Below are 26,698 nucleotides of genomic sequence, written 5' to 3'. Positions count from 1 at the left end.
GACTACCGCGGTGCGGGTCCGCCTTCTCCGGGGCGGACGAGGCCGCTCTCATAGGCGACCACGACCAGACCCACCCGGTCCCGTACCCCGAGCTTGGCCAGCAGTCGACCCACGTGGGTACGTGCCGTGGCCGGGCTGAGGTGGAGCTCGCCACCGATCTCCTGGTTGGACATGCCCCGACCGACGAGGGCGAGGACCTCGCGTTCCCGGTCGGTGACGCCGGCCAGGCGTTCGTCCGCGTTCGGCGGGGGTTCCACCCGTGCCAGACGTTCGACGACCCGACGGGTCACCCCCGGGGACAGCAGGGCGTCGCCCGCGGCGACCGTTCGGACCGCCTCGCGCAATTCCCGGGGGCCGGCGTCCTTGAGGAGGAACCCGGCGGCACCCAGGCGCAGCGCCCCGAACACGTTGTCGTCCTCCCCGAAAGTGGTGAGCACCACCACCCGGGTGTCGACATGTCGGCGCCCCGACGTGTCGACACGTCGACGTTCCAGCTCCCGCAGCACGCCCAGACCATCCACCGCGGGCATCTGCAGATCCAACAGCAGCACGTCCGGGCGGAAGCGGTCGAGTTCGACCAGGGCCGCGCGCCCATCGGAGGCCTCCGACACCACCTCGATGTCGCCGTCCCGTTCCAACAGCGCCCGCACCCCGGCCCGCACCAGTGGCTGGTCGTCGGCCAACAGCACCCGGATCACACGCCACCTCCGACCGGCAGACGAACACCGACACGGAAACCGCCGGTGGGCACCGCCTCGAACGCCATGGTCCCCTCCGCCATACGCACCCGTTCCCTCATCCCCGTCAGTCCGCTCCCCTCCCGCACCGGCACCTCCATGGTCCTCCCGTCGTCGGTCACCGTGACGACGAGTTCGTCACCGTCGCGTTCCAGGAGCACTTCGGCGCGGCGAGCCCGCGCGTGCCGCAACGTGTTGGTCAGCGCCTCCTGGATCACCCGGTAGGCGGTCGCGTCGACCAACGCCGTCAGCCCCTCCCCCGCGGAACCCGACACCCGCACCGTCAGTCCCGCGTCGCGCACCGATTCCACGAGCCCCTCCAGGTGGGCCAGCCCCGCGATCGGTTCGACCTCCGCTCCCGGCTCGCGCAGGGCCCGGACCGTGGAGCGCAGGTCGCGCAACCCCTCACGGGACGCCTGGGTGACGTGGGCCAGTTCGTCACGAGCGGTGGACAGGTCGGCCTCCTCCCCCTCCTCCAACGCCTCGGTGGCGACCGCGGCGTGCAGCGAGACCACGGACAGGTGGTGCCCCACCGCGTCGTGCAGGTCCCTGGCGATCCTGGTACGTTCCCGCGCCAGCAGTTCGGCGGCCTCGGCGTCCCGCGCCTGGGCGTCCAGCACGGCGATCCGTTCCCGCTGCCGTACCCCCTCGCGACGTTGTCTGGCGCCGTCCCCGAGCGCGATCGCCGCGCCCATGACCGCGACCGTGGACGCGAGTTCGTACCCGAGCAGGTAGGCGACGTCCTGGCCCTGTCCTAGGCGGGCCAGGGTCGACACCACGAGGAGAGCGATCGAACTCCCGGCCGCCCACTCCGTCCTCCCCGCCTCGGCGGCCGAGTACAGGGCTCCGGCCGCGGGGATCGCCAGTCCGATCGTCGGCAGTTCGATGACGTAGTTGCCGATGACCAGGACGCAGGTGGCCAGAAGGACCATCACGGGCGCTCGTCGGCGCAACAACATGAGCGCGCCGAGCACAAGGGCCATCACGTAACCCAGGGCCTGATTCCCCTCACCGCCGACATCCGCTCCGACCGCGATCGCCACCACAGCGAACACGGCGAAGCCGAACAGGACGTCGACGACGAGACCTTGGCGGGTGGACTGTTCCGGCATGCGTCGATTCTAGGGAGCGGGGACTCCCTCGCCCGTAGGTCCACGGACGCGCGTCGGTACGCGTTCCGACGTACGAACGAGAGCCCCCGCGCAGACGCCGACGAGGGGGTGCGCAATCCAGGATCGATGTCGTCGGGACACATCGACGACGCCAAGCACATCGACCTGTGAGGTACCCATGCGGCAGCACACCCCGTCCACGCCACAAGGACTGTTCTCCGGCATCACGTGGCCCCTCGTTCTGGGTCTGGGGGCGCTCGCCCTGGTCCGGCCCCTGCTGCGCATCACGGGTATCGCCGACGCCTTCGCCCAAGGCCCCTTGGTCCCCGTGGCCACGACCGTCCTCATCACCGTGTCGTGGGTCGCGGCGGTCCTGATCGCGCGGGTCCCGCGCCCCTTCCTCACCCTCGTCCACACCGGTGTGGCCTACGGGGTCTTCGCCATCGCGCTGAGCGCGGTCCTGTCGCCCCTCCTCGACGGGCGGCTCCAGGGGCCGCTCACCAATCCTTTCGCCCTGGTGATGGTGCTCGTGCTGAACGCCGCCTGGGGTGCGGTGGCGGGTGGGATCGCCCTTGGGATCCGAGGTCTGACCGGAGGCGGCGTCGAACGCTGAGACCCATGCCCACCCCGCGAGCAGGACGGATGTCTCGGAGGGAATGCGGTGCGCCTACCATCGGTTGTGCTAACCATCTTCCCTCCGGTCACGTCACCGTGGCCAGGAAAGCCGACTGCTTGAAGGGCCTACCAGCGTGAGCGACGTCCGCAATGTCATCATCATCGGTTCCGGTCCGGCGGGGTACACCGCCGCCGTCTACGCCGCCCGGGCCGAGCTGCGCCCGCTGGTCTTCGAAGGTTCGATCACCGCCGGCGGCGCGCTGATGAACACCACCGACGTGGAGAACTTCCCCGGTTTCCCGGACGGCATCATGGGCCCCGACCTCATGGACAACCTGCGCAAGCAGGCCGAGCGTTTCGGTGCGGAGCTGGTCCCCGAGGACGTCACCGAGGTCGAGCTGAGCAAGCCCGTCAAGGAGGTCACCGCCGGGGGCGAGACCTTCCTTGCGCACACCGTCATCCTGGCCACCGGTTCCGGCTACCGCGAGTTGGGCGTGCCCGGCGAGAAGGAACTCTCGGGCCGGGGCACCTCCTGGTGCGCCACCTGTGACGGCTTCTTCTTCCGCGACCAGGACATCGCCGTGGTCGGCGGTGGCGACACCGCGATGGAGGAGGCCCTGTTCCTCACCCGCTTCGCCAAGTCCGTGACGGTGATCCACCGCCGCGACGAACTGCGCGCCAGCAAGATCATGGTCGAGCGCGCCTTCGCAAACGACAAGATCAGGTTCGTCTGGGACACCGAGGTCGTCGAGGTCCTCGGTGAGGAGCGGGTCAGCGGCCTCAAGGTCCGCAACCGCAAGAGCGGCGAGGAGAGCGTCCTTGACGTGACGGGCCTGTTCGTCGCGATCGGCCACGACCCGCGGGTTGAGCTCTTCAAGGGCCAGATCGAACTCGACGGGGAGGGTTACGTGAAGGCGGACTTCCCCTCCACCCGGACCAACCTCGCGGGTGTCTTCGCCGCGGGCGACGTGGTCGACCACCAGTACCGCCAGGCGATCACGGCCGCGGGCACCGGCTGCTCCGCCGCGCTGGACGCCGAGCGTTACCTCGCCGAACACGGCAACTGACCCTCCACCCACCCGGTTTCGTCGAACCAAGGAGAACCAAAAAGTGTCGACCGTCAAGAACGTCACCGACGCCACCTTCAAGGAGGAGGTCCTCGCCAGCGACAAGCCCGTGCTGGTGGACTTCTGGGCCGACTGGTGCGGCCCCTGCAAGCAGATGGCCCCGGTCCTGGACAAGCTGGCCGAGGAATACGGCGACAAGATCGAGGTCGTCAAGATCAACACCGACCAGAACCCCGAGACGCCGCGCGCCTACAACGTCATGTCGCTGCCGACCATGAACGTCTACAAGGACGGCAAGGTCGTCAAGCAGCTCATCGGCGCCAAGCCGAAGCGGGTCCTGGAGAAGGAGCTCGGCGAGTTCCTTTAACCGACCCCACGAAAGGCCCTCAGGTGACACCTGGGGGCCTTTCGTCGTCTTCGGCGACCCGCGTACGAACCGACCCGCGCCGGTCGCCCCAGGGGGACCCTGGCGCTTCGAGCACCTTCGAGGCCGTTCGCGTTTCACGTGAAACATCTCGGAAGCGGGGGGCGCGTGTTTCACGTGAAACACGCGCCCCCCGAAGACGCCTCGACGGCGCCCCTCGAACACGAACGAGGGCGGTGTTTCACGTGAAACACCGCCCTCGGATCACGCCCCCGCTCGGTCACGAGGGTGGCGCCATCACGGTTCGATCTGCTTGATGATCCGCTCCAGGTCCTCCATCGTCGCGAACTCCACGACGATCTTGCCCTTCTTCCGGCCGATGTCCACCTTCACGGTGGTGTCGAGCCGGTCCCCGAAACGGGACGCCCACTCCTCGACCTGAGGCGGGTTGGAGATGCGCCCGGCGGACCGGCGCGCCTTCTCCGCGTCATCGATGTCATGACCCTTGCGGCGCAGGGCGACGATCTCCTCCAACGTACGGACCGAGAGGCCCTCGTTGTTGACCCGATCGGCCAGACGTTCCTGAGCCTCCGGGTCATCGATCGACAGAAGCGCTCGGGCGTGCCCGGCGCTCAGCACCCCGGCCGCCACCCACCTCTGCACCTTCCCCGGGAGGCGCAGCAGACGCAACGTGTTGGAGATGTGCGACCGCGACTTGCCCACGCTCTGGGCCAACTCCTCCTGAGTGGTCCCGAAGTCGTCCAGCATCTGTTGGTAGGCGGCCGCTTCCTCCAGCGGGTTGAGCTGCTGCCGGTGCAGGTTCTCCAGCAACGCCTCCCGGAGGAGTTCGTCGTCGTTGGTCCTACGAACGATCGCCGGCACCCGGTCCAGACCCGCGGACTTGCTCGCCCGGAACCGCCGCTCCCCCATGATCAGCTCATAGCGAGGATCCTTCCCGCCCTGGAGCTTGCGGACCACGATGGGCTGGAGCAGACCCACCTCGACGATGGAGTCCCTCAGTTCTTCGAGGGCCTCCTCGTCGAAGTGGATACGCGGCTGCCGGGGGTTCGGCGTGATCGAGGTGAGCGCGATCTCGTCGATGTAGGTGCCGTCGGGGAGTTCGTTGGGGGCTTCGACCACCGCGGGTTCGGGGGTGGTGGGTTTGGTGGGCGCGGGTGCCTCCGGGACACTCTCCACCGGCGCGGGGGCCGCCGGCCCCTGCGGGATGAGCGCCCCCAATCCCTTGCCCAGTCCGCGCCGCTGCTGGCTCACCGGCAATTCCCTTCACAATCCTTGTACTGATCCGACCGACCGACGGCCGGGATGTTTCACGTGAAACGGTCGCCGTCAGCCGGCGCTGATCCCCTCCGCGCGGTGGGCGATCTCGCGCGCCGCCCCAAGGTAGGCCACCGCACCGGTGGATGTGGGGTCGTAGGTCATGACCGACTGCGCGTAGCTCGGCGCCTCCGAGACACGGACACTTCTCGGCACCAACGTCTTCAGGACCAGGTCCCCGAAGTGCGAACGCACCTCCTCGGCCACCTGTTGGGACAAACGGGTACGCCCGTCGTACATCGTCAGCAGGATGGTGCTTATCGACAGCCCGGTGTTGAGGTGGGACTTGACCAACTCGACGTTGCGCAGCAACTGACCGAGCCCCTCCAACGCGTAGTACTCGCACTGGATCGGGATCATGACCTCATCGCAGGCGACCATCGCGTTGACCGTCAGCAGGCCGAGCGAAGGCGGGCAGTCGATGAGGATGTAGTCGAGGTCCGTGGTGTCGTAGGCGGCGAAGGCACGCTTGAGACGTGCCTCGCGAGCCACGAGCGAGACCAACTCGATCTCCGCGCCGGCCAGGTCGATGGTGGCCGGGGCACACCACAGGTTCGGGATGTCCGGCACCGGCTGGGCGAGCTTGCGGATCTCCTCGTCCTCCACCAGGCAGTGGTAGATGGATCGAGTCTGGGCGTCACGTTCCATGCCCAGAGCGGTGGACGCGTTCCCCTGTGGGTCGAGGTCGACCACGAGGACGCGCTGTCCATGCATGGCGAGGGCGGCGGCGATGTTCACCGTCGTGGTGGTCTTGCCGACGCCCCCCTTCTGGTTGGCGACGCTGATGATGCGACAGGTCTTGGGGCGAGGCCAGGCGTCTTCGTGTCCTTGGCCGGCCATGGCCGCACGGGCCACCTGCGCTATGGGCGTTTCGGGTGCGACGGCGTGCGTGGCCCCCCATGTTTCACCTGAAACAGGGGACTGGCCCACCGCTGGTTCCGGCGATGTTTCACGTGAAACATCGAGCAGGTCTCCATAAGCACCCGCCGGTGTTTCACGTGAAACGCCGGCGTCGTCGGCTGGATTGTGGGGCACGAATGAGTTCACCTCTTCCGTCCGCGCTTCTTCTTGCCGCCCCGTCTCTTCTTCTGTGAACCTTCGGACGGGGACGGACCACCCTCGGATGTCACCGTGACGCGAACGACCGTGGTAGCGGGATCGACCTTACCCCGCCCCACCCTGATCACATCGCAGACGCTAGGCCGCATTTTCGAAACGTCTTGTTCCGCCTCCGCGAGTTCGGCCTCAGCCTGCTCCCCCTTGAGGGCCAACAGGCTGCCGTTCTTGCGCAGCAGAGGCAACGACCAACCCGCCAGACGTGCCAGCGGCGCGACCGCACGAGCGGTGACGAAGTCGGTGTACAACTCGCCACGCACCTCCTCGGCACGCCCGCGGAGCACCGTCACATTGTCCAGGCCGAGTATCTCGACGGCCTCCTCCAGGAAGACCGTCCTTCGCAGCAGCGGCTCCAGGAGGGTCATCCGGATGTCGGGGCGCAGCAGCCCGATCACCAGCCCGGGCAGTCCGGCACCCGATCCGACGTCGACCACCTCCGCCCCCTCCGGGATCAACTCCTCAACGACAGCGCAGTTGATGAGATGCCGCTCCCATAGACGGGGCACCTCGCGCGGGCCGATCAGCCCTCGGCGCACGCCATCGTCGGCGAGCAGTTCAGCGAAACGGATCGCCACGGGCAGGCTGTCGCCGAACACCTCCACCGCCTGTGAGGAGGGTACGGGGGGCGTAGCGCCGGTCTCCTCAGCGCCCGAGGTCATCGGTCACCACCTGTCGGAACTCGTCCATCGTCACTTCCATGAACCATTGATCGCCTTGTCGACCTGTCCACAGGTCGACGGCGAGTGGGACGCACGGCGGATCACGGCAGTCCGCGCGTACAGGGCTCTCCCACCGATGGATCGCGCTGGGCGCGGAATCGGGGTCGTCCTCGCACTGCCGAGGACGGGACGACTCGTGGGGAAGGCCCCGGGGACGATCCTATGTGTGAGGCGCCCCCGGGTTTCACGTGAAACACATCCCCTGGGCCACCCGAATCGAGGGAAGATACCTGAGCGAAGCTCCGGAGCCCTCCCCGGACATACGTCGGGGGCGATGTTTCACGTGAAACATCGCCCCCGAGGATGCGGCTTCCGGTCAGTCCGCCGGACGCACCACCACGTAACGGTTGGGCTCCTCGCCCTCCGACTCACTGCGCAGACCGGCGGCGGCGACCGCGTCGTGCACGACCTTGCGCTCGAACGGGGTCATCGGCTCCAGCGAGTGGGACTCACCGGAATCCTTGACCTTGTTCGCCGCGTCGGTGCCGATCTGGAAGAGCACCTTGCGGCGACCCTCCCGGTATCCACCGATGTCCAGCATGAGCCGGCTGCGCTCACCGGTCGCCCGGTGCACCGCGAGACGGGTCAGCTCCTGGAGCGCTTCCAGGACCTCACCCTCATCACCGATCAGCTCGTCCAGGGTGGCACCGACGACAGAGACCATCGCACGGTCGCCCTCGACGTCCATGTCGATGTCGCCGTCGAAGTCCGCGATGTCGAGGAGACCCTCGATGTAGTCCGCGGCGATGTCGCCCTCGTTCTCCAGGGCCTCGATATCAATACCGGCCTCGGGTGCCTGGGCCACCGCTACACCGCCGTTCTCTTCCTCGCTACGTCCCACAGCGTTCCCGTCTCCTCATATCCGTCGGTCCCTGGCCGTCGTACGCCTCAGGGGCATTGTCGCCTGCGCACTCGAAAGTCGCCGCGGCCGACACGAAACAGGGGTCCCTACTTGGATCCACCGCTGCGCTTGGAGCGCGTCTGCTTCTTCGGCTGCTTGCGTTCGATCTTAGGCTGTTCCGTCGGCTCCGGAGCGGTTTCGGCGACCTTCTTACGCCCGAGCATGCCCTTGGCCGAACCCTTGGTGGAGTTGCCCTTCACAGCCGGGGCCTCCTCGCCCGGAACCGGCTGGTTCCGGTACAGGAAGTGCTGCTGCACCATGGTCCACACGTTGGAGGTCACCCAGTAGACCAGAACACCGATCGGCATCATGAGACCGAAGAGCCCGAAGAGGGGCGCCATGTACATCATGATCTTCTGGGTCTGCATCATCGGGTTGTCGGGCTGCTGCGCGATGCTCCGCTTGATGCTCTGACGCATGGTCAGGAACGTCGTCGTGCCCATCAGTACACAGGCGATGGCGATGACGATCTTCGCCATGATGGGGTCGGTGGCCCCCAGCTCGGCGAGGTCCTCGGGCGAGGTGTTGAACTGGGCCGCGATGGGCGCGTGGAAGATCAGCGCCTCACGAGCGCTGTCGACCAACTCCTGGGTGAAGCCGAACTGCACCTTGCCCTCGGCCACACCACGCAGCACGCTGAACAGGGAGAAGAACACCGGCATCTGGAGCAGCAACGGGAGGCAGCCCATGATGGGGTTGGTGCCGCTCTCCTGGTACAGCTTCATCGACTCCCGCTGGAGTCGCTCCTTGTCGTGCTTGTAGCGCTCCCGAAGCTTGGCGATCTTCGGTTGCACTTCCTGCATCTTGCGCTGCGTGTTCATCTGCTTGACGAACAGCGGCACCATCAGGAGACGCATGATGGCGGTCAGCAGCACGATGGACAGGCCCCAGGCCCACCCACTGTCGGGGTCCAGACCAACGAGGGCCAGACCCGAGTGGATCCAGACCAACACGTGGCCGATGATGTTGTAAAGCCAGTCGAGCACCGGCCAACTCCTCGGTGATTCGGTTCAGCTACTGGTCCCCGGAAGCGGTGCCGGTCTGCCCGGTTCCGCCCGTAGACTCCTCGGACTCCTCGTTCCGGCGCCCTCGGGGCGGCGGAACCGGATCAAGTCCTCCGGGGTTGAAGGGATGACAACGGGCGATACGCCTGACGGCGAGCCACCACCCGTACAACGCTCCGTGCACGCGCAACGCCTCGACGGCGTACGCACTACACGAAGGATAGAAGCGACAGACCGGTGGAAAGAGCGGGCTGATGAAACGCTGATACCCGCGGATCGGCAGGATCCACAACCGTGCGAACGCCGTCGGTCTGTGCTCGGTCATCGGCTCGTCCACCGTTCTGCGCCCTCGTCGGGGCGGCGGTTCCCGTCTGTTCCGCTGATCGCGGGGGCGCTCGTGGGGGGCTTTCGCCCACCACGGCCGCCCCGGCCTCGCGCGGCCCCACGGGGTCGCTGGGCCGCGGCGATCGCGCTGTCGAGTCGTACCGCCAGGTCCTCCTGGCGCAGCTGGGCGGCGAGAGGTTTGGCACGTACTACCAGCAGGCTACCGTTTGGCAGAACACCCAATCGTTCCCGCATCAGGTGGCGCAGTCTGCGTTGTACGCGCTTGCGCACCACCGCTCCCCCGACGGCCTTGCTCACGACGAAACCGATCCGTGGCGGATCCGCCCGCTCGGAGGTCCCCGCGAAGTCGGAACGCTTCGGAGCGAGGTAGACCACGCCCAGGGCGTCGCTCGAAGCGCGTCGCCCCGAACGCATGACCGATCCGAACTCGGTGCTGTGACGCATCCGGTTCCGTGGCGACAACATCGGCGTTCCTCCGGGAGGGGTGCGGGCACCACCGGACCTCACACTCGGAACGGCCGGCGTGCCACACGACAAAGGGACCGGCCGGCGAGAAGGCCGGACGGTCCCAGTGAAGACTTGAGGCTTCGCGTGGCCTAGTGGCTCACGGTCAGCGCGGAGCGTCCCTTACGACGACGCGAGGCGATGATGGCGCGACCGGCGCGCGTACGCATGCGCAGCCGGAAGCCGTGGACCTTCGCGCGACGCCGGTTGTTCGGCTGAAACGTACGCTTGCTCACTACTGGCTCCAGGGGCGTGTCAGGAAAATGCTACGACAGGCCCCCCATGATATGCGGGGCCTTACAGTGCGTTTGCCGAGGCCGCGACGTCGTGTGGATGAACACACACGAGCGCAGGCAGAATCAACGGCATAAGCATAAAGAAGATACGACCTGGTCGGGTCGGGGTCAAATCAGACCCCTCCTCGCCGGTCCGGGTCCACCGGAACAGGGCACCGGGGCCGGTGTCGGGCACCACTGGGCGCCGATCGCCCACACGCCTGTGGACAAGTGGGCGTCCACAGGGCGGGAGGGTTCCACAAGGGGCGGGGGCTGTGGATAACCTCAGCCTGTGGATAACTTGCCGGCGGCACCCACCAGGGGCTCGAAAATCCTGCGGACGGATGCCTTACACACGCCCTGACCTGCAAATTGTGGATAACTTCCGACTGTGCACGGCCGACTGTCATCCTGTGGATAAACCTGTGCACAACGTGTGGACAACTGCGAGAACCTGTGGATACCCGGAGGTAGTCAAAGCCTTGGCGACCCACCGGCGAACGAGTTGTCCACAGGGTGGTTCCGGACGAGAAGTCCGGTTTCCCATCGGAGGTCCTGCCCCGACACCTCCCCCAGGGGAGGACAATGGAAGCAGTGGCCCCCGGACCCACGCACGGAAGTGACACGCAACACCCACTCCCCCGTCCCCTCAACGCCTCCGAGCAACCCACCCGAATAGATTCGCATCGAAGGGACAGCAACCATGGCAGGTCACCTTGGCTGACGCACAGGTCAACCTCGCAATGGTCTGGTCGAGCGTGTTGGACGGGATCGACAACGACGCCCTCCCCGCCCACCAGCGCGCCTGGCTGCCTCAAACCCGTCCACTCGGCCTGATCGAGGACACCGCACTGATCGCGGCGCCCAACGAGTTCACGAAGAAGGTCCTGGAGAGCCGTCTCTACCCGGCGATCAGCAAGGCGCTCTCCGCACACCTGGGGCGGGAGATCCGGGTCGCGGTGACCGTCGACCCCACCGCCGTGCCCACTCCGCCTCCGACCCCGACCTCCCCGGGCCACTATGGCGGCCCGGACCGGTTCCCCGTGGGCCGGGACCAGCCCCGACCCATCCCCGGTCCCCCGCCGTCGAACCCGAACCCGCAGCAGGGACCGCAGGCGTACCAAGAGCCCCGCGGACAGCACGCGCGGCCGGCCTCACCACACCCGGCCGAGGCACTGGGCGCCCACACCCCCGGCCAGGGCACCGAGCAGGCCGACCTGCTCGGCTCGGACCAGCCGCGTGTAGGCCCCCGGTACGACCCCGCACCCGAAGCCTGGGCGGCCACAGCCACCGGTGAGCCCCGGCGGCAGGAGTACCCGGCGCGGCATCATGGCGTACCCCCGGCCGCCCCCGGACCCGACTCCCCGCCGGCGGCCGCTTCTCCCGTGTCCGAGGGCCACACGGAACCGGCCGCCGGGCCCCCCGCGTCCTGGGGTTCCTCCAGCGGCTGGCCCACCCAGGAACAGCTGTGGCAACAGCAGGGGTGGGGTGAGGCCGGCTGGGAGCAGCCCAACCGCTGGGAGACCCCGGCTCAGGAGGCCCCCGTCGCCCCGGAACCGGCCGATCTCCCCACCGCCCCGGCCCCCGAGCCGACACCTTCCGCGGCTCCACGCCCGGAGGGTTCCGAGAAGTCCGCCGAACCTGCACCCGCGCCGCCCGAGAGGGACCTCACAGCCTCCCCGAAGTCTCCGCCGGGGCGGTCCCCCGAGATCCCACCGGGTGACTACGCGCGCCTGAACCCGAAGTACACCTTCGACACCTTCGTCATAGGGTCCAGCAACCGGTTCGCGCACGCGGCTTCGGTGGCCGCGGCGGAGGCACCCGCCAAGGCGTACAACCCGCTGTTCATCCACGGCGGTTCCGGGCTGGGCAAGACCCACCTGCTGCACGCCATCGGCCACTACACCCACCGGCTCTACGAGGGCTCGCGGGTGCGCTACGTCAGCTCCGAGGAGTTCACCAACGAGTTCATCAACTCGATCCGGGACGGCAAGGCGGACGGGTTCCGTCGCCGTTACCGGGACATCGACGTGCTCCTGGTGGACGACATCCAGTTCCTGGAGAACAAGGAGCAGACGCAGGAGGAGTTCTTCCACACCTTCAACACGCTGCACAACTCCGACAAGCAGATCGTCATCTCCAGCGATCGTCCGCCCAAGCAGCTGACGACGTTGGAGGACCGGATGCGCAGCCGGTTCGAGTGGGGACTGCTCACCGACGTCCAGCCCCCCGAGCTGGAGACGCGCATCGCCATCCTGCGGAAGAAGGCCGCGCAGGAGGGGTTGGCGGCGCCGCCGGAGGTGCTGGAGTTCATCGCCAGCAAGATCTCGACCAACATCCGCGAGCTAGAGGGCGCGCTGATCCGCGTCACCGCCTTCGCCAGCCTCAACCGGCAGTCGGTCGACCTGGACCTGACCGGACAGGTACTGCGTGACCTGGTGCCCAACAGCGAGGTCCCCGAGATCACGGCGAGCTCGATCATGTCCCAGACCGCCGCCTACTTCGGGTTGAGTCTGGAGGACCTGTGCGGGACCTCGCGTTCGCGGGTGCTGGTGACGGCCCGACAGATCGCGATGTACCTGTGCCGTGAGCTGACGGACCTGTCGCTGCCCAAGATCGGCCAGCAGTTCGGCCGAGACCACACCACCGTCATGCACGCGGACCGCAAGGTCCGGGCCCTGATGGCCGAGCGCCGGTCGATCTACAACCAGGTGCACGAGCTCACCAGCCGGATCAAGGACCAGCCCACGCTGACCTGACCGCCTGGCGACGTGTCGACAAGGGGACACGTACATAAGGAGAGAAGAGGGGTACCGCCGAGCGGTGCCCCTCTTCTCTCGTTCGTGCCCGCCCCGGCACGCCGTCGACCTGTCGACCCGTGCACAGGTCGACAGGTCGACTCGACGAGCCCGCTTCCGGGCGATCCACAGCCTCCACGGCCCCAAGGAAGCGCCCCACAGAGTTATCCACAGGCTTGTGCGGGGATATCGCCGATCACGAGTGATAGGCGCGTGTCGTACCAGAGCCGTGGTGTCCGTGCCCGAAGTCGACCGTTCGCCCTGCTTTCCAGGGCCTTCGCCGACTGTCGGACCCCTCACAGTGGTGCCGGCCAGGATCACGCACGCACCGTGACAACGAGCGATGAACAGAACTTCGGGAGGGCCTGTGGATAACCCTGTGTACAGAGTCTTTGCCCAGGTTCGCGCGTTATGTGAGTGGGCCCCAAAATTTTTTTCGCTGACTTTTCCCGAAGTTATCCACAGGAGGGGGCCAAAATCTGTGGACAACGCTGTGGATAACCTGTGGACAACCCCTCTGAGCCTGTGGGTAACCCGGGGTAGCCCTGTGGACATGAGAACCCGTCATCGGATCATCGAACCACCGGCTGCTGTGTACAACTTGGGGAAAACCTGTGGATGAAGCTGTGGACGGGGTGTGGAAAAACTAGGGGCTCCGATTTTCGTCCACAGCCGAGCCGAGTTACACACAGGGTCATCCACAGGTCCTGTGGACAAAAATCTCCGGAGTGACCTGCGAAAACAAGGGTTATCCACATTATCCACAGGCCCTACTACTACTACGCACCTTCCTTAGCTCAAATGTGGCTTCAAAACCGCTCCGCGAAAAATCTGTGGACAACGCCCCGAGATCGAGGTGACGGCGGTCCGGTCCCGAGCCGGCAGCGACAGCGGAGGAATCCGGGTAACGTGTGTTCTCGCCCCTGTCCTGCGCCGCTCTCGATCTGAGCGGTGACCCCAACGGGATCCGAGGCGGCTCCACGTGGCTCGGACCTGCGCCTCACGCCGGTTCGTCCACACCCTGTCGACGGAGCCCCCGGTAGACCCAAGAGACACCCACGAGCTGCAACGTTGAGGCTGCGACCGATCCAACGGTCGTGCGGAAAGTGAGTCGGAAAGTGAAGTTCCGGGTCGAACGCGACGTACTGGCCGACGCTGTCGCCTGGACGGCGCGCACACTGCCGACACGCCCCTCGGTGCCGGTTCTGGCCGGCATCCTCCTCGATGCCGGGGAGACCGATGGCCGTCAGCGGGTCCGCCTGTCCGGGTTCGACTACGAGGTCTCCACCCAGGTCTCCGTGGACGTCGACATCGAGGAGGCCGGGCAGACCCTGGTCCCCGGTCGACTCCTCGCCGAGATCACCCGAAACCTTCCTCCACAGACCGTGGAGATCGCGACCGACGGTCCCAAGGTCGTCGTGACGTGCGGCAGCGCGAAGTTCACCCTGAACACCATGCCGGTGGAGGACTACCCCTCGCTTCCGGAGATGCCCGGTGTCAGCGGGACGATCGGCAGCGACGTCTTCGCCGCCGCGGTGAGTCAGGTGGCCATCGCCGCCGGTCGTGACGACACGCTTCCGATGCTCACCGGCGTTCGGGTCGAGATCGAGGGCGAGACCATCACGCTCGCCTCCACCGACCGCTACCGACTCGCCGTGCGTGAACTGACCTGGAAGCCCGCGAACCCGGAACTCTCCGCGGTCGCCCTCGTTCCGGCCAAGACCCTGCACGACACCGCCAAGTCCCTCACCTCGGGCGCCGAGGTCTCCATCGCGTTGTCCGACGGTGACAGCGGTGAGGGCATGATGGGCTTCGAAGGCGGTGGTCGTCGCACCACCACCCGTCTGTTGGACGGTGAGTTCCCCAAGTACCGCGCGCTGCTTCCGGACACCTTCAACACGGTGGCCGAGGTCGGGCGAGCCGAGTTCGTCGAGGCGGTCAAGCGCGTCTCCCTGGTCGCCGAGCGCAACACGCCGCTCCGCCTGGCCTTCTCCCAGGGCGCCCTGGTCCTGGAGGCCGGCACCGGCGAGGACGCACAGGCCGTGGAAACCCTCGAAGCCGACCTGGACGGTGAGGACATCCAGATCGCCTTCAACTCCGGCTACCTGCTGGACGGTCTCGGCGCCATCGGCACCGACGTGGCCCGCCTGCACTTCACCACCTCGACCAAGCCGGCGATCCTCACCGGCAAGCCGGCCGAGGAGGGTGGCGCCCCCGAATATCGCTACCTGATCATGCCGGTGCGCCTGTCCGGCTGACGGATCCGGCAGACTCGAAGACCGATGTCCGCCGGCCGGGTCGTGGCCTCGTCCACTCCCCGGCCGGTCGGCTTCCACGTGTCCAGCAGGTGTCCAAGGGGGAGCCCAAACATGCAACTCGGAATGATCGGCCTCGGCAAGATGGGCGGCAACATGGCCGCCCGACTGCGGGAGAAGGGGCACGACGTCGTCGGCTACGACGCCTCCCCCGGTGAACGCGACGTGGAGAGCCTGGAGGCCCTCGTCGACCGACTCCAGGCGCCACGGGTCGTCTGGGTCATGGTTCCGGCCGGGGCCCCGACCACGGGCACCATCGAGAAGCTGGGCGAACTCCTCTCCGAGGGCGACATCGTCATCGAGGGCGGCAACACCCACTACGTGGACGACGCTCCTCGCGCCGAGGCGCTGAACGCCAAGGGCATCGGATACGTCGACGCCGGTGTCAGCGGTGGCGTGTGGGGACGCCAGAACGGCTACGGGATCATGGTCGGCGGCCGTGAGGAGGACGTGGCGCGTCTGCGTCCCCTCTTCGACTCCCTCACCCCCGACGACGGCGGCGGCTTCGTGCACGCCGGGGCGGTCGGCGCCGGACACTTTGTGAAGATGGTCCACAACGGCATCGAGTACGGCATGATGCAGTCCTTCGCCGAGGGCTACGAACTGATGGTCGCCTCGGGGATCGTCAAGGACGTCCCCGGCACCTTCGAGAGCTGGCGAGAGGGCACCGTCGTCCGTTCCTGGCTGCTGGACCTGCTCGGTCGCGCCCTGGAGCAGGACCCGGACCTGTCGGAGCTGCGCGGCTACGTGCAGGACTCCGGCGAGGGACGCTGGACCGTGCAGGCCGCCGTGGACCTCGCGGTCCCGGCTCCGGCCATCACCGCCTCGCTCTTCGCACGCTTCGCCTCCCGGCAGGAGGACAGCGAAGCCATGAAGGTCGTCTCCGCGCTGCGCAATCAGTTCGGGGGCCACGCCGTCACCAAGTCCACCGACTCCGGCGGCGAACAACAGGACTGACCCCCTGACTCCTTCGGGGCGGCAGGGCCCGGCCCGTGCCGCCCCGCACCCCTTCCCTTCCATCACCCAGCTCCCTCGCTCCAGGAGGAAGGCCGGATGTACGTTTCCCACCTGCAACTGGCCGACTTCAGGTCGTATGAATCGGCCCTGTTGGAACTCGAACCGGGGGTGAGCGTCTTCGTCGGTTCCAACGGCCAGGGCAAGACGAACCTGGTCGAGGCGATCGGTTACGTCGCGACCCTGGCCAGTCATCGGGTCTCCTCCGACACTCCGCTGGTCCGCATGGGGGCGGAACGGGCGATCGTCAGCACCCGGGTCATGCGGGACGGGCGTGACATGCTCGTCGACCTGGAGATCAACCCGGGCAGGGCCAACCGCGCTCGGGTGAACCGTGGGGCGGCGGGCCGACCCCGGGACATCCTCGGCATCCTGCGCAGTGTGCTGTTCGCGCCCGAGGACCTTGCCCTGGTCAAGGGCGATCCCGGAGAGCGCCGCCGTTTCCTCGACGACCTCCTGGTGGCCCGCGCCCCGCGTATGGCCGGGGTGCGTTCGGACTACGAACGGGTGCTCAAGCAGCGCAACGCCCTGTTGAAGTCGGCGTCGGCGCGGTTGCGCCGGCGGGCGACCCCGGATCTGAGCACCCTGGAGGTGTGGGATTCCCACCTGGCCGAGACCGGGGCGGAACTGTTGGCCGCCCGGTTGGGGCTGGTCGAGGAACTGCGCCCGTTGGTGGCGAAGAACTACGCGGGGCTGACCGAATCGGGTGGGCCGGCCGTACCCACCTACCGTTCCTCGGCCGTCGAGGAGGGGGTCGAGTTGCCGCGCGACCGCCCACGGCTCGTGGACACCCTGCTCTCCGCCCTGGCCGCGGCCAGGGAGCGCGAGCTCCAGCGGGGGGTCGGGCTGGTGGGTCCACACCGGGACGAGCTCCACCTGCGGCTCGGTGAGTTGCCCGCCAAGGGGTACGCCAGCCAGGGAGAGTCGTGGTCGTACGCGCTGGCGTTCAAGCTTTCGGCGTTCGACCTGCTCAGGGCCGACGGCGACGACCCGGTCCTGATCCTGGACGACGTGTTCGCCGAGCTCGACTCCGAACGGCGCCGTCGCCTTGCCGAGCGGGTGCGCGACGCCGAACAGGTTCTGGTGACCGCCGCGATCGGGACGGACATCCCCGAGGAACTCGATGGTGCGAGGTTCGGGGTGCGCCGGGGGGTGGTCGAGGGTGAGTGACCGTTATCCACAGCCTGTGGATCCGGGGGCCGGGCGTGGGGCAGAGGGGCCCGGCGGAGTCGGCGGTCGTCCACAGCCTGTGGACGGCGCGCCCTCCCCGACTCCTCCGGTGGCCTCCGGCGCGGATCTGGCCCGGCAGGCCCTCGCTCGGGCCAGGGCCGAGGCGCGGGAACGCGGTGCGGTCCCCCGCGGTGCCCCGAGGGCTCGAAGGCGTGGCCGATTGCGGTCACGGAACGAGCCCCAGTTGTTCGGGGACGCGGTCCGGACCTGGCTGATCGAGCATGGTTGGCAGGAGCAGGTGGCCGTCGGAGGGGTCTTCGGGCGCTGGGCCGACATCGTGGGCGATTTCAATGCCGAACATCTCCGCCCCGAAAGTTATTCGGAAGGTGAACTTGTCGTTGTCGCCGATTCACCGACGATGGCGGCTCACGCACGTGCGATGGTGCGGGATCTGATGCGACGCCTTAACGAGGAACTCGGGGACGGGTCCGTCATCACCATCAAGGTGAAGGGGCCGGGATCCCGGCGGAGATGACCCCATGACCAGGGTTTTCGGGGTGATTCGGGTGAGATGTGGTGCGGTGTTCGCCTTGGTCCCACCGGCGTCCCCTGGTCGCCGAACCGGGGAGGAGGGGGCCGTCGGCTCGCGGGAGGGCACTGAAGCGCGCCGGGACTTGTGTGTGGCCCCTCCCGTGTGTAGGGGCTCGGCTCCCGCCCCGATCGTTCGTTCTGGTGCGGCACAGCGCCGCCAATGCCACTTTGTCGCACCGGGCGGGGTATCATGGGGACGGTTCTTCAGACGCCTGTAGCCGGTACCACGCCCCCATGTAGAGGGTGGGCGGGCGGCCCGTGCGGTGAACGGTGATCCCCCGGGTCCGCGGTGCGCCGCCCCTTGTCGATCACCCTGCCGTGGGTTGACCGTCGTCCGTTCGGCCGCGGCCGACAGGCGTCCCCAGCAGGAGGGTGTTCCCACTTGGCCTACGACGCAGGATCAATCACGGTTCTCGAAGGGCTTGAGGCAGTACGCAAGCGTCCGGGTATGTACATCGGCTCCACCGGGGAGCGCGGTCTGCACCACCTGGTCTACGAGGTGGTCGACAACTCGGTCGACGAGGCGTTGGCAGGTCACGCCGACGCCATCGAAGTGACCCTGCTCGCTGATGGTGGGGTCAGGGTGGCCGACAACGGCCGCGGTATCCCGGTCGGCATCCACCCCGTGGAGAAGCGCCCGGCCGTGGAGGTCGTCCTCACCACGCTGCACGCGGGCGGAAAGTTCGACGGCAAGTCCTACGCGGTCTCCGGCGGTCTGCACGGTGTCGGTGTATCCGTTGTCAACGCGCTGTCCACGGCACTGGACGTGGAGATCCGCACGGACGGGCACGTGTGGCGGCAGCACTACGAGATGACCGCTCCCACCGGCGACATCGTCAAGGGTGAGGCGACCGAGGAGACCGGTACCCAGCTCACCTTCTGGGCCGACGGTTCCATCTTCGAGACCACCGTCTACTCGTTCGAGACGCTCTCCCGTCGACTGCAGGAGATGGCCTTCCTCAACAAGGGGCTCGCCATCACCCTCCGGGACGAGCGCCCCGAGTTCACCGATGACGGCCCCGTCGTGCAGACCTACCACTACGAGCAGGGTCTGGCCGACTTTGTCGACTACATCAACGCCAAGAAGGAGCCGGCGCACGCGTCGATCATCTCCTTCGAGGAGGACGGCGATGGCATCTCCGTGGAGATCGCCATGCAGTGGAACCAGTCCTACACCTCGTCGGTGCACACCTTCGCCAACACCATCAACACGACCGAGGGCGGTACCCACGAAGAGGGTTTCCGCTCCGCGCTCACGACCCTGGTCAACCGGTACGCCCGGGACCAGAGGCTGTTGCGGGAGAAAGAGGACAACCTCACCGGCGACGACATCCGTGAGGGTCTGACCGCGATCATCTCGGTCAAGCTCGCCGACCCGCAGTTCGAGGGACAGACCAAGACGAAGCTCGGCAACACCGAGGCCAAGTCCTTCGTCCAGAAGGTCACCAACGAGCACCTGCGCGACTGGTTCGAGCGCAACCCCGGTGAGGCCAAGGACATCGTGTCCAAGGCCAGCCAGGCCGCCCGCGCCCGCGTGGCCGCCCGGCAGGCCCGCGACCTCACCCGTCGCAAGACCCTCCTGGAGACCACTTCCCTGCCGGGCAAGTTGTCGGACTGCCAGTCCACCAAGCCGGAGGAGTGCGAGCTCTACATCGTCGAGGGTGACTCCGCCGGTGGCTCCGCCAAGGGTGGTCGTAACCCGCACAACCAGGCCATCCTGCCCATCCGGGGCAAGATCCTGAACGTGGAGAAGTCCCGGATCGACCGGATCCTCAAGAACCAGGAGGTCCAGGCGATCATCACCGCCCTGGGCACCGGTATCCACGAGGACTTCGACCAGGAGAAGCTCCGCTACCACAAGATCGTCCTCATGGCCGACGCCGACGTCGACGGTCAGCACATCCGCACCCTGCTGCTGACGTTGCTGTTCCGTTTCATGAAGCCGCTGGTCGAGGCCGGGAACGTCTACCTGGCCGCGCCCCCGCTCTACAAGATCAAGTGGGACCAGAAGGGTTCGGACGCGAGCTACGCCTTCTCCGACGCGGAACGCGACCGCGTCATCGAGGAGGGCATCGCCGCCGGCAAGAGGGACCCGCGCCCGCGCGACATGGTGCAGCGCTTCAAGGGTCTGGGCGAGATGAACGCCAACGAGCTGTGGGACACCACGATGGACCCCGACAGCCGAGTCCTGCTCCAGGTCACCCTGGAGGACGCGGCCCAGGCCGACGAGATGTTCAGCGTGCTGATGGGCGAAGACGTCGAGTCCCGACGCTCCTTCATTCAGCGCAATGCCAAGGACGTCCGTTTCCTGGACATCTAGGTCCTCTCCGTTCCACTCGCTTCAGCAAGCTTAGAAGGGATCGACATCCGTGACGGATGCGAATAACCCCGACGCCCCTGAGGGCGGCTCCCCCATGGAGTCCCCGCAACGTGTGACGGACCGGATCGAGCCCGTCGACATCCAGGTCGAGATGCAGCGCAGCTATCTCGACTACGCGATGTCCGTCATCGTCGGCCGCGCCCTCCCCGACGTCCGGGACGGCCTCAAGCCGGTCCACCAGCGCGTCCTGTACGCCATGTACGACGGCGGATACCGCCCCGACCGCGGCTACTTCAAGTGTGCCCGCGTCGTCGGTGACGTGATGGGTAACTACCACCCGCACGGCGACAGCGCCATCTACGACACCCTGGTCCGTCTGGCCCAGTGGTGGTCGATGCGGATGCCCCTGGTCGACCCGAACGGCAACTTCGGTTCGCCGGGCAACGACCCGGCCGCCGCCATGCGCTACACGGAGAGCAAGCTCGCTCCGCTGGCCATGGAGATGCTCCGGGACATCGACAAGGAGACCGTCGACTTCCGGCCCAACTACGACGGTCGTTCCTCGGAGCCTGTCGTCCTGCCGGCCCGCTTCCCGAACCTCCTGGTCAACGGCTCCTCGGGTATCGCGGTCGGTATGGCGACCAACATCCCGCCGCACAACCTGCGCGAGATCGCCGAGGGAGTCTACTGGTACCTGGACAACCCCGAGGCCGACGACGAGCGACTGCTCGACGAGCTGATGGCCCGGGTCAAGGGCCCCGACTTCCCGACCCGCGGCCTCATCGTGGGCAAGCGCGGCATCGAGGAGGCGTACCGCACCGGGCGCGGCTCCATCACGATGCGCGCCGTGGTCGAGGTCGAGGAGGACAGCCGCGGTCGCCAGATCCTGGTGATCACCGAGCTGCCCTACCAGGTCAACCCGGACAACCTCGCGCTGAAGATCGCCGACCTGGTCAAGGACGGCAAGGTCAACGGCATCGCCGACGTGCGCGACGAGTCCAGTGGTCGTACCGGTCAGCGTCTGGTCATCGTGCTCAAGCGCGACGCCGTGGCCAAGGTCGTGCTGAACAACCTGTACAAGCACACCCAGCTCCAGGAGACCTTCGGCGCCAACATGCTGGCGCTGGTCGATGGTGTGCCGCGCACCCTGCGCCTGGACCAGATGATCCGCCACTGGGTCAAGCACCAGGTCGAGGTCATCGTCCGTCGGACGAAGTACCTGCTGCGCAAGGCCGAGGAGCGGGCGCACATCCTGCGTGCGCTGCTGCGGGCCATGGACCGCATCGACGAGGTCATCAACCTCATCCGGGCCAGCCCCTCGGCCGACGAGGCGCGTACCGGCCTGATGGGTCTGCTGGAGATCGACGACATCCAGGCCCGGGCCATCCTCGACATGCAGCTGCGCAAGCTCGCCGCCTTGGAGCGCAACGCTCTGACCGCCGAGTACGACGAGCTGATGGCGCTCATCGCCGACTACAACGACATCCTCGGTTCGGAGGAGCGCCAGCGCTCGATCATCCGCGAGGAACTCGGCGAGATCGTCGAGAAGTACGGCGACGAGCGACGCACGCACATCATCCCGTTCGAGGGTGACATGCGCATGGAGGACTTCATCGCCGAGGAGGACGTGGTCGTCACGATCTCCCGCGGTGGATACGCCAAGCGCACCCGCATCGACAACTACCGGGCGCAGAAGCGCGGCGGTAAGGGTGTGCGCGGTGCCCAGCTCAAGCAGGACGACATCGTCCAGCACTTCTTCGTCACCACCACCCACCACTGGATCCTCTGCTTCACGAACCAGGGTCGGGTGTACCGGACGAAAGCCTACGAGCTGCCGGAGGCCGCACGCGACGCGCGCGGTCAGCACGTCGCGAACCTGCTGCCGTTCCAGCCGGGCGAGGAGATCGCGCAGATCATGGCGCTGCGCGACTACGAGGCGGCGCCGTACCTGGTGCTGGCCACGCGCGAGGGTCTGGTCAAGAAGTCGCGTCTGGCGGACTTCGACTCCGCTCGTTCGGCCGGCATCATCGCGATCAACCTGCGCGAGGACGACGAGCTCATCGCCGCCCGTCTGGTCTTCTCCGAGGACGACCTGCTGCTGATCTCCAGCGACGCCCAGGCGATCCGCTTCTCGGCCTCCGACGAGTCGCTGCGTCCCATGGGTCGCGCCACCAGTGGTGTGATCGGCATGCGCTTCCTGGAGGGCGACTACCTGCTGTCCATGGACGTCATCCGGCCCGGTGACGGTTCGACCGACGTCCTGGTCGCCACCGAGAACGGGTACGCCAAGCGGACCCTCTCGGAGCAGTACCCGACGCAGAACCGTGGCGGTAAGGGTGTGCTGACGGCCAAGGTCGTGGAGGCCCGCGGCAAGCTGGTCGGCGCCCTGATGGTGGACCCGGAGGTCGATGAGATCTTCGCGATCACCTCCGCCGGTGGTGTCATCCGCACCGGAGCCGGTGAGGTCAAGCAGTCCGGGCGTACCACCATGGGCGTCCGCCTGATGAACCTCGACAAGGGCAACAAGATCGTCGCCGTGGCCGCCAACGCGGAGGCCGCGGAAGAGGCGGAGGCCGAGGAGGTCGCGGACGCGGTCGAAGCGGCCGAGAACGCGAACGCCGACACGGGTGACGGTCAGGTCTCGGGTGAAGGCGACAACGAGGCCTAGACTGCGCGTTATACGCAGTACGTCCCGTGGGGTTCGTTTCGGCGGCCCCACGGGACCCACGGATCGATCCGTCCCAATGAAAGTCCAGCGGAAACGTTTCTATGTCTGAGAATCAGTCGAACACCAGCAGCAAAGATTCCGACGCGGCGGGTGTCGCAGGGGACTCGAACGTGGAGACGGCGGAACCGACCGCTGCGGACTCCTCGGAGACAACGGCCGAGCAGGAATCGGGGGGCGCCACAGTGAAGTCCGAGTCCACGCCTGAGTCCACGCCGGAACCCGAGTCCGAGACTCCGTCCACGCCCGAGGAGCCCAAGGCGAGCCCCGGGCCGGCGAGCCCGACCGCCGTCAAGGCGACACTGGCGAGCCGGAAGGCCCACCTGACCGTCTCCAGGGTGGAGCCGTGGTCGGTCATGAAGTTCAGCTTCGTGGTCGCCCTCGTGTGCTTCATCATCCTGTTCGTCGCCGTCGCGGTGATCTACGCGGTCCTGTCGATGCTGGGTGTCTTCGACGAACTCACCAACATGATCAACGCTCTCCTGGAGGGCGACGGTGGCGACGACGAGTTGGGTCTGAACCCGGCCGCCTGGTTCTCCCCCGGCCGCGTCCTCGGTTACACCGGTGTCGTCGGTGCGCTGAACGTCGTGCTTCTGACCGCCCTGTCCACGGTGGGGGCGATGGTCTACAACCTGGTCGCGGACCTGGTCGGTGGCGTCGACGTCACCCTCTCCGAGGCCGAGTAGTTTCGTTCGTCCGTCGGGCCCGGCTCTGCTGCTGAGAGCCGGGCCCGACGAACCTTCCGGATCGGTCCGAGCACTGTCGTGAACGGGCTAAAATGGGAGGTGAAGAGGGACGTGGTTCATCCCGCGTCACCTCTTTCGTGCCAGGAGGTCTCCGGTTCGCCCAGGCCCCCGGGATACGGTAGAGTTCCTGACGGAACGAGGGCGTATAGCTCAGTCGGTTAGAGCGCATCCCTGATAAGGATGAGGTCCCAGGTTCAAGTCCTGGTACGCCCACTCGATTTGTGCGGTTCAGAGCCTTGCTTCTCCATTCGGAGAGCAGGGCTCTTTCTGTTTCGACCGGTCATCTGACCGTGGAGCCCCACGCCCGACCCCTGCCGAGCCCGTGCTCCCCCGGTACTTGAGGGGTATCGACAGGACGCCAAGTCGACAACAGATCGAATCGCCATGTCGACCCGGCTCTGGCCGACGCTTCCCTCTTTGCCAGTGGCACGCCCAACAGCTCCAGGAGCTCCGCGGCGGCCACCCGGTAGCTCCCGCCATAGCGGAGTGGCCGTCACGGGAACGCGCCACTTCTGGCGAGCTCGGAGGCCACGACGGTTTGGCTGACCCTGACCGGAAGTTGATCAGCGTCCTGTCACAGACCGATCGCCGACTTGGGTCCCATGTAGGAACCGGCCCCGGGAAATCCGTCCTCGACCAAACGCGCGAAGCGTTCGCTGAATCCGAGGTGGGGTAGGTCCCCGGTCTTCACGAATTCCACTCCTCGGATCGGCCGCGAGTCGAGTCCTTCCGAGATGTCCCCCAGAGAACCACCCGTACGGCGAACCTCAAAGGTGATGTGCACGACGTGCACATCCTTTTCCGAGACGATGTGGTCGCACAGATACAACAGGCGCCCAACCTCGGCCTTGATCCCTGTCTCCTCGCGCATCTCGCGAACCAGGGCGTCACCGAGCGATTCGCCCTCCTCCACCCGTCCACCTGGCAAGCTCCACCTGCGTGGGCCGTCGGTGTCCTGGTCCAAGAGCAGTACTTTCCCGTCCTCGACAAGGAGGCCTGTCACTCGTGTGTCCATACCGGCACCCTAGAGAACGCAATGAGGCCATGGGGCCGACCGAGAACCAAGAGCGAACCGATGCGTGATCGCTGTCTCCGTCACACCCGGTGGGGAACACGACGATGACGACCCTGCCCGCGCGGGCAGGGTCGTCATCGTCGTGTCAGTCCTCGTCGTCAGCCTTCGACGCCGGCGTTCCGAGGCAGGCCCAGGCGTCCGCGGGTGCAGACCAGAAGGAACAGGGCGACCAGCAGGACCAGCCCGACCTCGATGGGCGAGGCCGGGGCGCCCACGGCCACACCCTTGAGTCCCGAGGCGACGTTGATCGCGGCGTGAGTGATCACCGCGGCGATCACCCCGCCTCGGGCCGAGTTGAACACGTAGCCGAGGACGACGGTGATCCCGAGGCACAGCAGGACGTACGAGGGGAAGTGGATGTTCGACTGGGAGGTGCCCTCCATGAAGAACAGCGGGGCGTGCCAGACGGCCCAGATGATCCCCAGCATCACGTTCGCGGCCAGGGGGCTGTGCGCTCCCTGGAGGCGCGGCAGGGCGAAGCCTCGCCAGCCGAGTTCCTCGTTGCCGCCACCGACCAGGGCGATGACCAGGAACTGGATCGGAACGGTCATCAGGGCCTGCCGAAGGGCGGCCTCGTCAAGGTCGGCCTGACCCAGGTAGACGGGCAGCGCCGCCGAGCCGGCGATGGCGAGAACGATCAGGACGGCGGCCGCGTAGGGCAGGAGTCCGCCTCTGCGGCGAAGGGAGTGGCGGCGGAAGAGCGCGCCCACCCCCTGGCGGCCCTGGGTGGCCGCGGTGACGATGATCGCGGCCACCATCGGGCCGAAGGCCCCGATGACGACGGCCGGCATCGGGTCGGCGCCGGGGAACAGGCGAGGGAAGATCCACCAGGTCGTCCAGGAGAAGGCGAAGGCCAGGAGGAAGAAGACGCCGAGTCCGTGGGGGGCGACGACCGTCGTGCGTGACTGATCGGGGGTGGAGGGGGCGGAGGACAGGGGGTGCGTGGAGGAGCTCGTTGTTGCCATGCCCAGAAACATACACCGTTGGATAGATACATACAACGTAGGATTGCGGATATGCTGTCGAGCATGGCTGATACAGGATCCGAGCAGCAGTTCGAGAGCGTCTTCCAACGCTCGCCGCGCAAACGCCGTGCGAAGCCGGCACTGAGTAGGGACCGCATCGTCGGAGGGACCATCGCCCTACTCGACCGCGATGGGGCCTCGGCTCTCACCATGCGCAAGGTCGCCGCCGAACTGGAGGTGCACGCGACGAGTCTGTACTGGTACGTGGAGCGGCGTGAGGATCTGGTGGACCTGGCCGTGGACGAGATCCTTGCGGGGGCCGCCTCGGCTCTCCCCGGCTCGGACGTGCCCTGGGACCTCGCGATCAAGGAGGCCGCACGCCGCTTCTACATGGCCCTGACCGAGCATACGTGGGCCGCCGAGTTCGCCGGTTCGAGACCGTTGCTCGGCCCCAACGCGATCGCCCTGTCACGGCGGATCGTCGAGGCGATCCAGGGGTCCGGTGCCGACGAGGAGGGTCAGGCGGTCATGATCAGGGCGGTGTCGAACCAGATCCTCGGTGCGGCCACGTCGGCCGTGGCCATGCGGGTGGCCAAGGCCGACCATCCCGAGGGGCACGAGGGCGCGGTCTCCGCCGCGGTGGCCAAGGCCGACGCCCTGGCGGTGGAGAACACTTATTTCGACCAGGCCCTGGACCTGATCCTGACGGGAGCCGAGGCACGACTCCGTGGGTGACCCTTGGGTCACCAGGGTCGTCATGTCGACAACGAGGCGCGTCGTCATGTCGACAAGTGTCCACGAACGCGTGGAGGGCCGGCCTCCGTGTGGAGGCCGGCCCGAACCGTGGGGAAGGAGACTCGACGGCTCTTGGCAGTCGAGGGTGAT

At 67.2% G+C, this 26,698-nt stretch carries 24 protein-coding genes and 1 tRNA gene; 13 read left to right on the top strand and 12 right to left on the bottom strand.

Annotation, left to right across the window (positions count from 1 at the left end; all coding sequences use genetic code 11):
* Positions 1-2: 2 nt before the first annotated feature.
* Together ACWGSK_RS15885 and ACWGSK_RS15880 are read right to left on the bottom strand one after the other, a co-directional pair.
* Positions 3-698 (bottom strand): response regulator transcription factor, encoded by a 696-nt coding sequence (locus ACWGSK_RS15885; protein WP_358508693.1) that lies wholly within the window; start codon positions 696-698, stop codon positions 3-5.
* Positions 695-1,849: a sensor histidine kinase gene (locus ACWGSK_RS15880; RefSeq protein ID WP_358508691.1), complete on the bottom strand. Its 1,155-nt coding sequence runs from the start codon at positions 1,847-1,849 to the stop codon at positions 695-697. Before ACWGSK_RS15880 ends, ACWGSK_RS15885 begins: the two co-directional genes overlap by 4 nt.
* Positions 1,850-2,027: 178 nt before the next feature.
* On the opposite strand from ACWGSK_RS15880, the gene ACWGSK_RS15875 reads away from it, so the two are divergent.
* The 3 genes from ACWGSK_RS15875 to trxA all read left to right on the top strand — a co-directional run bounded on the left by ACWGSK_RS15875 (position 2,028) and on the right by trxA (position 3,898).
* The gene (locus ACWGSK_RS15875; protein WP_358508689.1) at positions 2,028-2,462 is read left to right on the top strand and encodes a hypothetical protein; all 435 of its coding nucleotides are present in this window, start codon (positions 2,028-2,030) and stop codon (positions 2,460-2,462) included.
* 136 nt (positions 2,463-2,598) lie between these two features.
* Positions 2,599-3,531: a thioredoxin-disulfide reductase gene (trxB, locus tag ACWGSK_RS15870; RefSeq protein ID WP_358508687.1), complete on the top strand. Its 933-nt coding sequence runs from the start codon at positions 2,599-2,601 to the stop codon at positions 3,529-3,531.
* A gap of 43 nt (positions 3,532-3,574) precedes the next feature.
* The gene (gene trxA / locus ACWGSK_RS15865; protein WP_358508685.1) at positions 3,575-3,898 is read left to right on the top strand and encodes a thioredoxin; all 324 of its coding nucleotides are present in this window, start codon (positions 3,575-3,577) and stop codon (positions 3,896-3,898) included.
* A gap of 294 nt (positions 3,899-4,192) precedes the next feature.
* Here trxA and ACWGSK_RS15860 read toward each other — a convergent pair whose 3' ends face one another.
* From ACWGSK_RS15860 to rpmH, 8 genes are all read right to left on the bottom strand, one after another.
* Complete coding sequence (locus ACWGSK_RS15860) at positions 4,193-5,167, bottom strand: ParB/RepB/Spo0J family partition protein (protein ID WP_358508683.1); 975 nt, start codon at positions 5,165-5,167, stop codon at positions 4,193-4,195.
* 75 nt (positions 5,168-5,242) lie between these two features.
* Positions 5,243-6,070 carry a ParA family protein gene (locus ACWGSK_RS15855; protein ID WP_358508739.1) on the bottom strand — a complete coding sequence of 276 codons (828 nt, stop codon included), beginning with the start codon at positions 6,068-6,070 and terminating at the stop codon, positions 5,243-5,245.
* 203 nt (positions 6,071-6,273) lie between these two features.
* On the bottom strand, positions 6,274-7,005 hold the full coding sequence (rsmG, locus tag ACWGSK_RS15850) for a 16S rRNA (guanine(527)-N(7))-methyltransferase RsmG (RefSeq protein ID WP_358508681.1): 732 nt from the start codon (positions 7,003-7,005) through the stop codon (positions 6,274-6,276).
* 376 nt (positions 7,006-7,381) lie between these two features.
* Positions 7,382-7,870: a Jag family protein gene (locus tag ACWGSK_RS15845; protein ID WP_358508737.1), complete on the bottom strand. Its 489-nt coding sequence runs from the start codon at positions 7,868-7,870 to the stop codon at positions 7,382-7,384.
* 143 nt (positions 7,871-8,013) lie between these two features.
* Positions 8,014-8,952 carry a membrane protein insertase YidC gene (gene yidC, locus ACWGSK_RS15840; RefSeq protein ID WP_452456103.1) on the bottom strand — a complete coding sequence of 313 codons (939 nt, stop codon included), beginning with the start codon at positions 8,950-8,952 and terminating at the stop codon, positions 8,014-8,016.
* 28 nt (positions 8,953-8,980) lie between these two features.
* The gene (gene yidD / locus ACWGSK_RS15835) at positions 8,981-9,295 is read right to left on the bottom strand and encodes a membrane protein insertion efficiency factor YidD (protein WP_084392256.1); all 315 of its coding nucleotides are present in this window, start codon (positions 9,293-9,295) and stop codon (positions 8,981-8,983) included.
* Positions 9,292-9,780, bottom strand: coding sequence for a ribonuclease P protein component (rnpA, locus tag ACWGSK_RS15830; protein ID WP_452456102.1), 489 nt, complete (start codon positions 9,778-9,780; stop codon positions 9,292-9,294). The genes yidD and rnpA overlap by 4 nt, the downstream gene beginning before the upstream one ends.
* Before the next feature lie 131 nt (positions 9,781-9,911).
* Positions 9,912-10,055, bottom strand: coding sequence for a 50S ribosomal protein L34 (gene rpmH, locus ACWGSK_RS15825; protein ID WP_033303406.1), 144 nt, complete (start codon positions 10,053-10,055; stop codon positions 9,912-9,914).
* A 782-nt stretch (positions 10,056-10,837) separates the two neighbouring features.
* Here rpmH and dnaA point away from each other — a divergent pair.
* The 9 genes from dnaA (at position 10,838) to ACWGSK_RS15780 (ending at position 23,986) form a co-directional block, all read left to right on the top strand.
* Complete coding sequence (gene dnaA, locus ACWGSK_RS15820; protein ID WP_452456202.1) at positions 10,838-12,853, top strand: chromosomal replication initiator protein DnaA; 2,016 nt, start codon at positions 10,838-10,840, stop codon at positions 12,851-12,853.
* A gap of 1,157 nt (positions 12,854-14,010) precedes the next feature.
* Positions 14,011-15,150, top strand: a complete 1,140-nt coding sequence (gene dnaN / locus ACWGSK_RS15815) for a DNA polymerase III subunit beta (RefSeq protein WP_452456201.1) — start codon at positions 14,011-14,013, stop codon at positions 15,148-15,150.
* A 111-nt stretch (positions 15,151-15,261) separates the two neighbouring features.
* Positions 15,262-16,164 (top strand): phosphogluconate dehydrogenase (NAD(+)-dependent, decarboxylating), encoded by a 903-nt coding sequence (gnd, locus tag ACWGSK_RS15810; protein WP_452456101.1) that lies wholly within the window; start codon positions 15,262-15,264, stop codon positions 16,162-16,164.
* 96 nt (positions 16,165-16,260) lie between these two features.
* Positions 16,261-17,391 (top strand): DNA replication/repair protein RecF, encoded by a 1,131-nt coding sequence (gene recF / locus ACWGSK_RS15805; protein WP_452456100.1) that lies wholly within the window; start codon positions 16,261-16,263, stop codon positions 17,389-17,391.
* A 79-nt stretch (positions 17,392-17,470) separates the two neighbouring features.
* The gene (locus ACWGSK_RS15800) at positions 17,471-17,926 is read left to right on the top strand and encodes a DUF721 domain-containing protein (RefSeq protein WP_358508735.1); all 456 of its coding nucleotides are present in this window, start codon (positions 17,471-17,473) and stop codon (positions 17,924-17,926) included.
* Between the two features lie 438 nt (positions 17,927-18,364).
* Positions 18,365-20,302, top strand: a complete 1,938-nt coding sequence (gene gyrB / locus ACWGSK_RS15795; protein ID WP_358508667.1) for a DNA topoisomerase (ATP-hydrolyzing) subunit B — start codon at positions 18,365-18,367, stop codon at positions 20,300-20,302.
* Positions 20,303-20,351: 49 nt separating this feature from the next.
* On the top strand, positions 20,352-22,970 hold the full coding sequence (gyrA, locus tag ACWGSK_RS15790) for a DNA gyrase subunit A (protein ID WP_358508665.1): 2,619 nt from the start codon (positions 20,352-20,354) through the stop codon (positions 22,968-22,970).
* A 101-nt stretch (positions 22,971-23,071) separates the two neighbouring features.
* Positions 23,072-23,713, top strand: a complete 642-nt coding sequence (locus ACWGSK_RS15785) for a DUF3566 domain-containing protein (protein WP_358508663.1) — start codon at positions 23,072-23,074, stop codon at positions 23,711-23,713.
* A gap of 199 nt (positions 23,714-23,912) precedes the next feature.
* Positions 23,913-23,986: transfer RNA gene (locus ACWGSK_RS15780), tRNA-Ile, on the top strand.
* 361 nt (positions 23,987-24,347) lie between these two features.
* Here ACWGSK_RS15780 and ACWGSK_RS15775 read toward each other — a convergent pair.
* Positions 24,348-24,788 (bottom strand): NUDIX domain-containing protein, encoded by a 441-nt coding sequence (locus ACWGSK_RS15775; RefSeq protein ID WP_452456099.1) that lies wholly within the window; start codon positions 24,786-24,788, stop codon positions 24,348-24,350.
* A gap of 158 nt (positions 24,789-24,946) precedes the next feature.
* On the bottom strand, positions 24,947-25,825 hold the full coding sequence (locus tag ACWGSK_RS15770) for a CPBP family intramembrane glutamic endopeptidase (RefSeq protein ID WP_358508659.1): 879 nt from the start codon (positions 25,823-25,825) through the stop codon (positions 24,947-24,949).
* Between the two features lie 39 nt (positions 25,826-25,864).
* Here ACWGSK_RS15770 and ACWGSK_RS15765 point away from each other — a divergent pair, with 39 nt between their 5' ends.
* A complete protein-coding gene (locus tag ACWGSK_RS15765; RefSeq protein ID WP_452456098.1) occupies positions 25,865-26,548 on the top strand; it encodes a TetR/AcrR family transcriptional regulator C-terminal domain-containing protein in 684 nt (227 codons plus the stop codon).
* Positions 26,549-26,698 lie beyond the last annotated feature (150 nt).

Source organism: Nocardiopsis sp. NPDC055551, from assembly GCF_053619415.1.
This window is presented reverse-complemented; position numbering and strand designations above follow the sequence as displayed.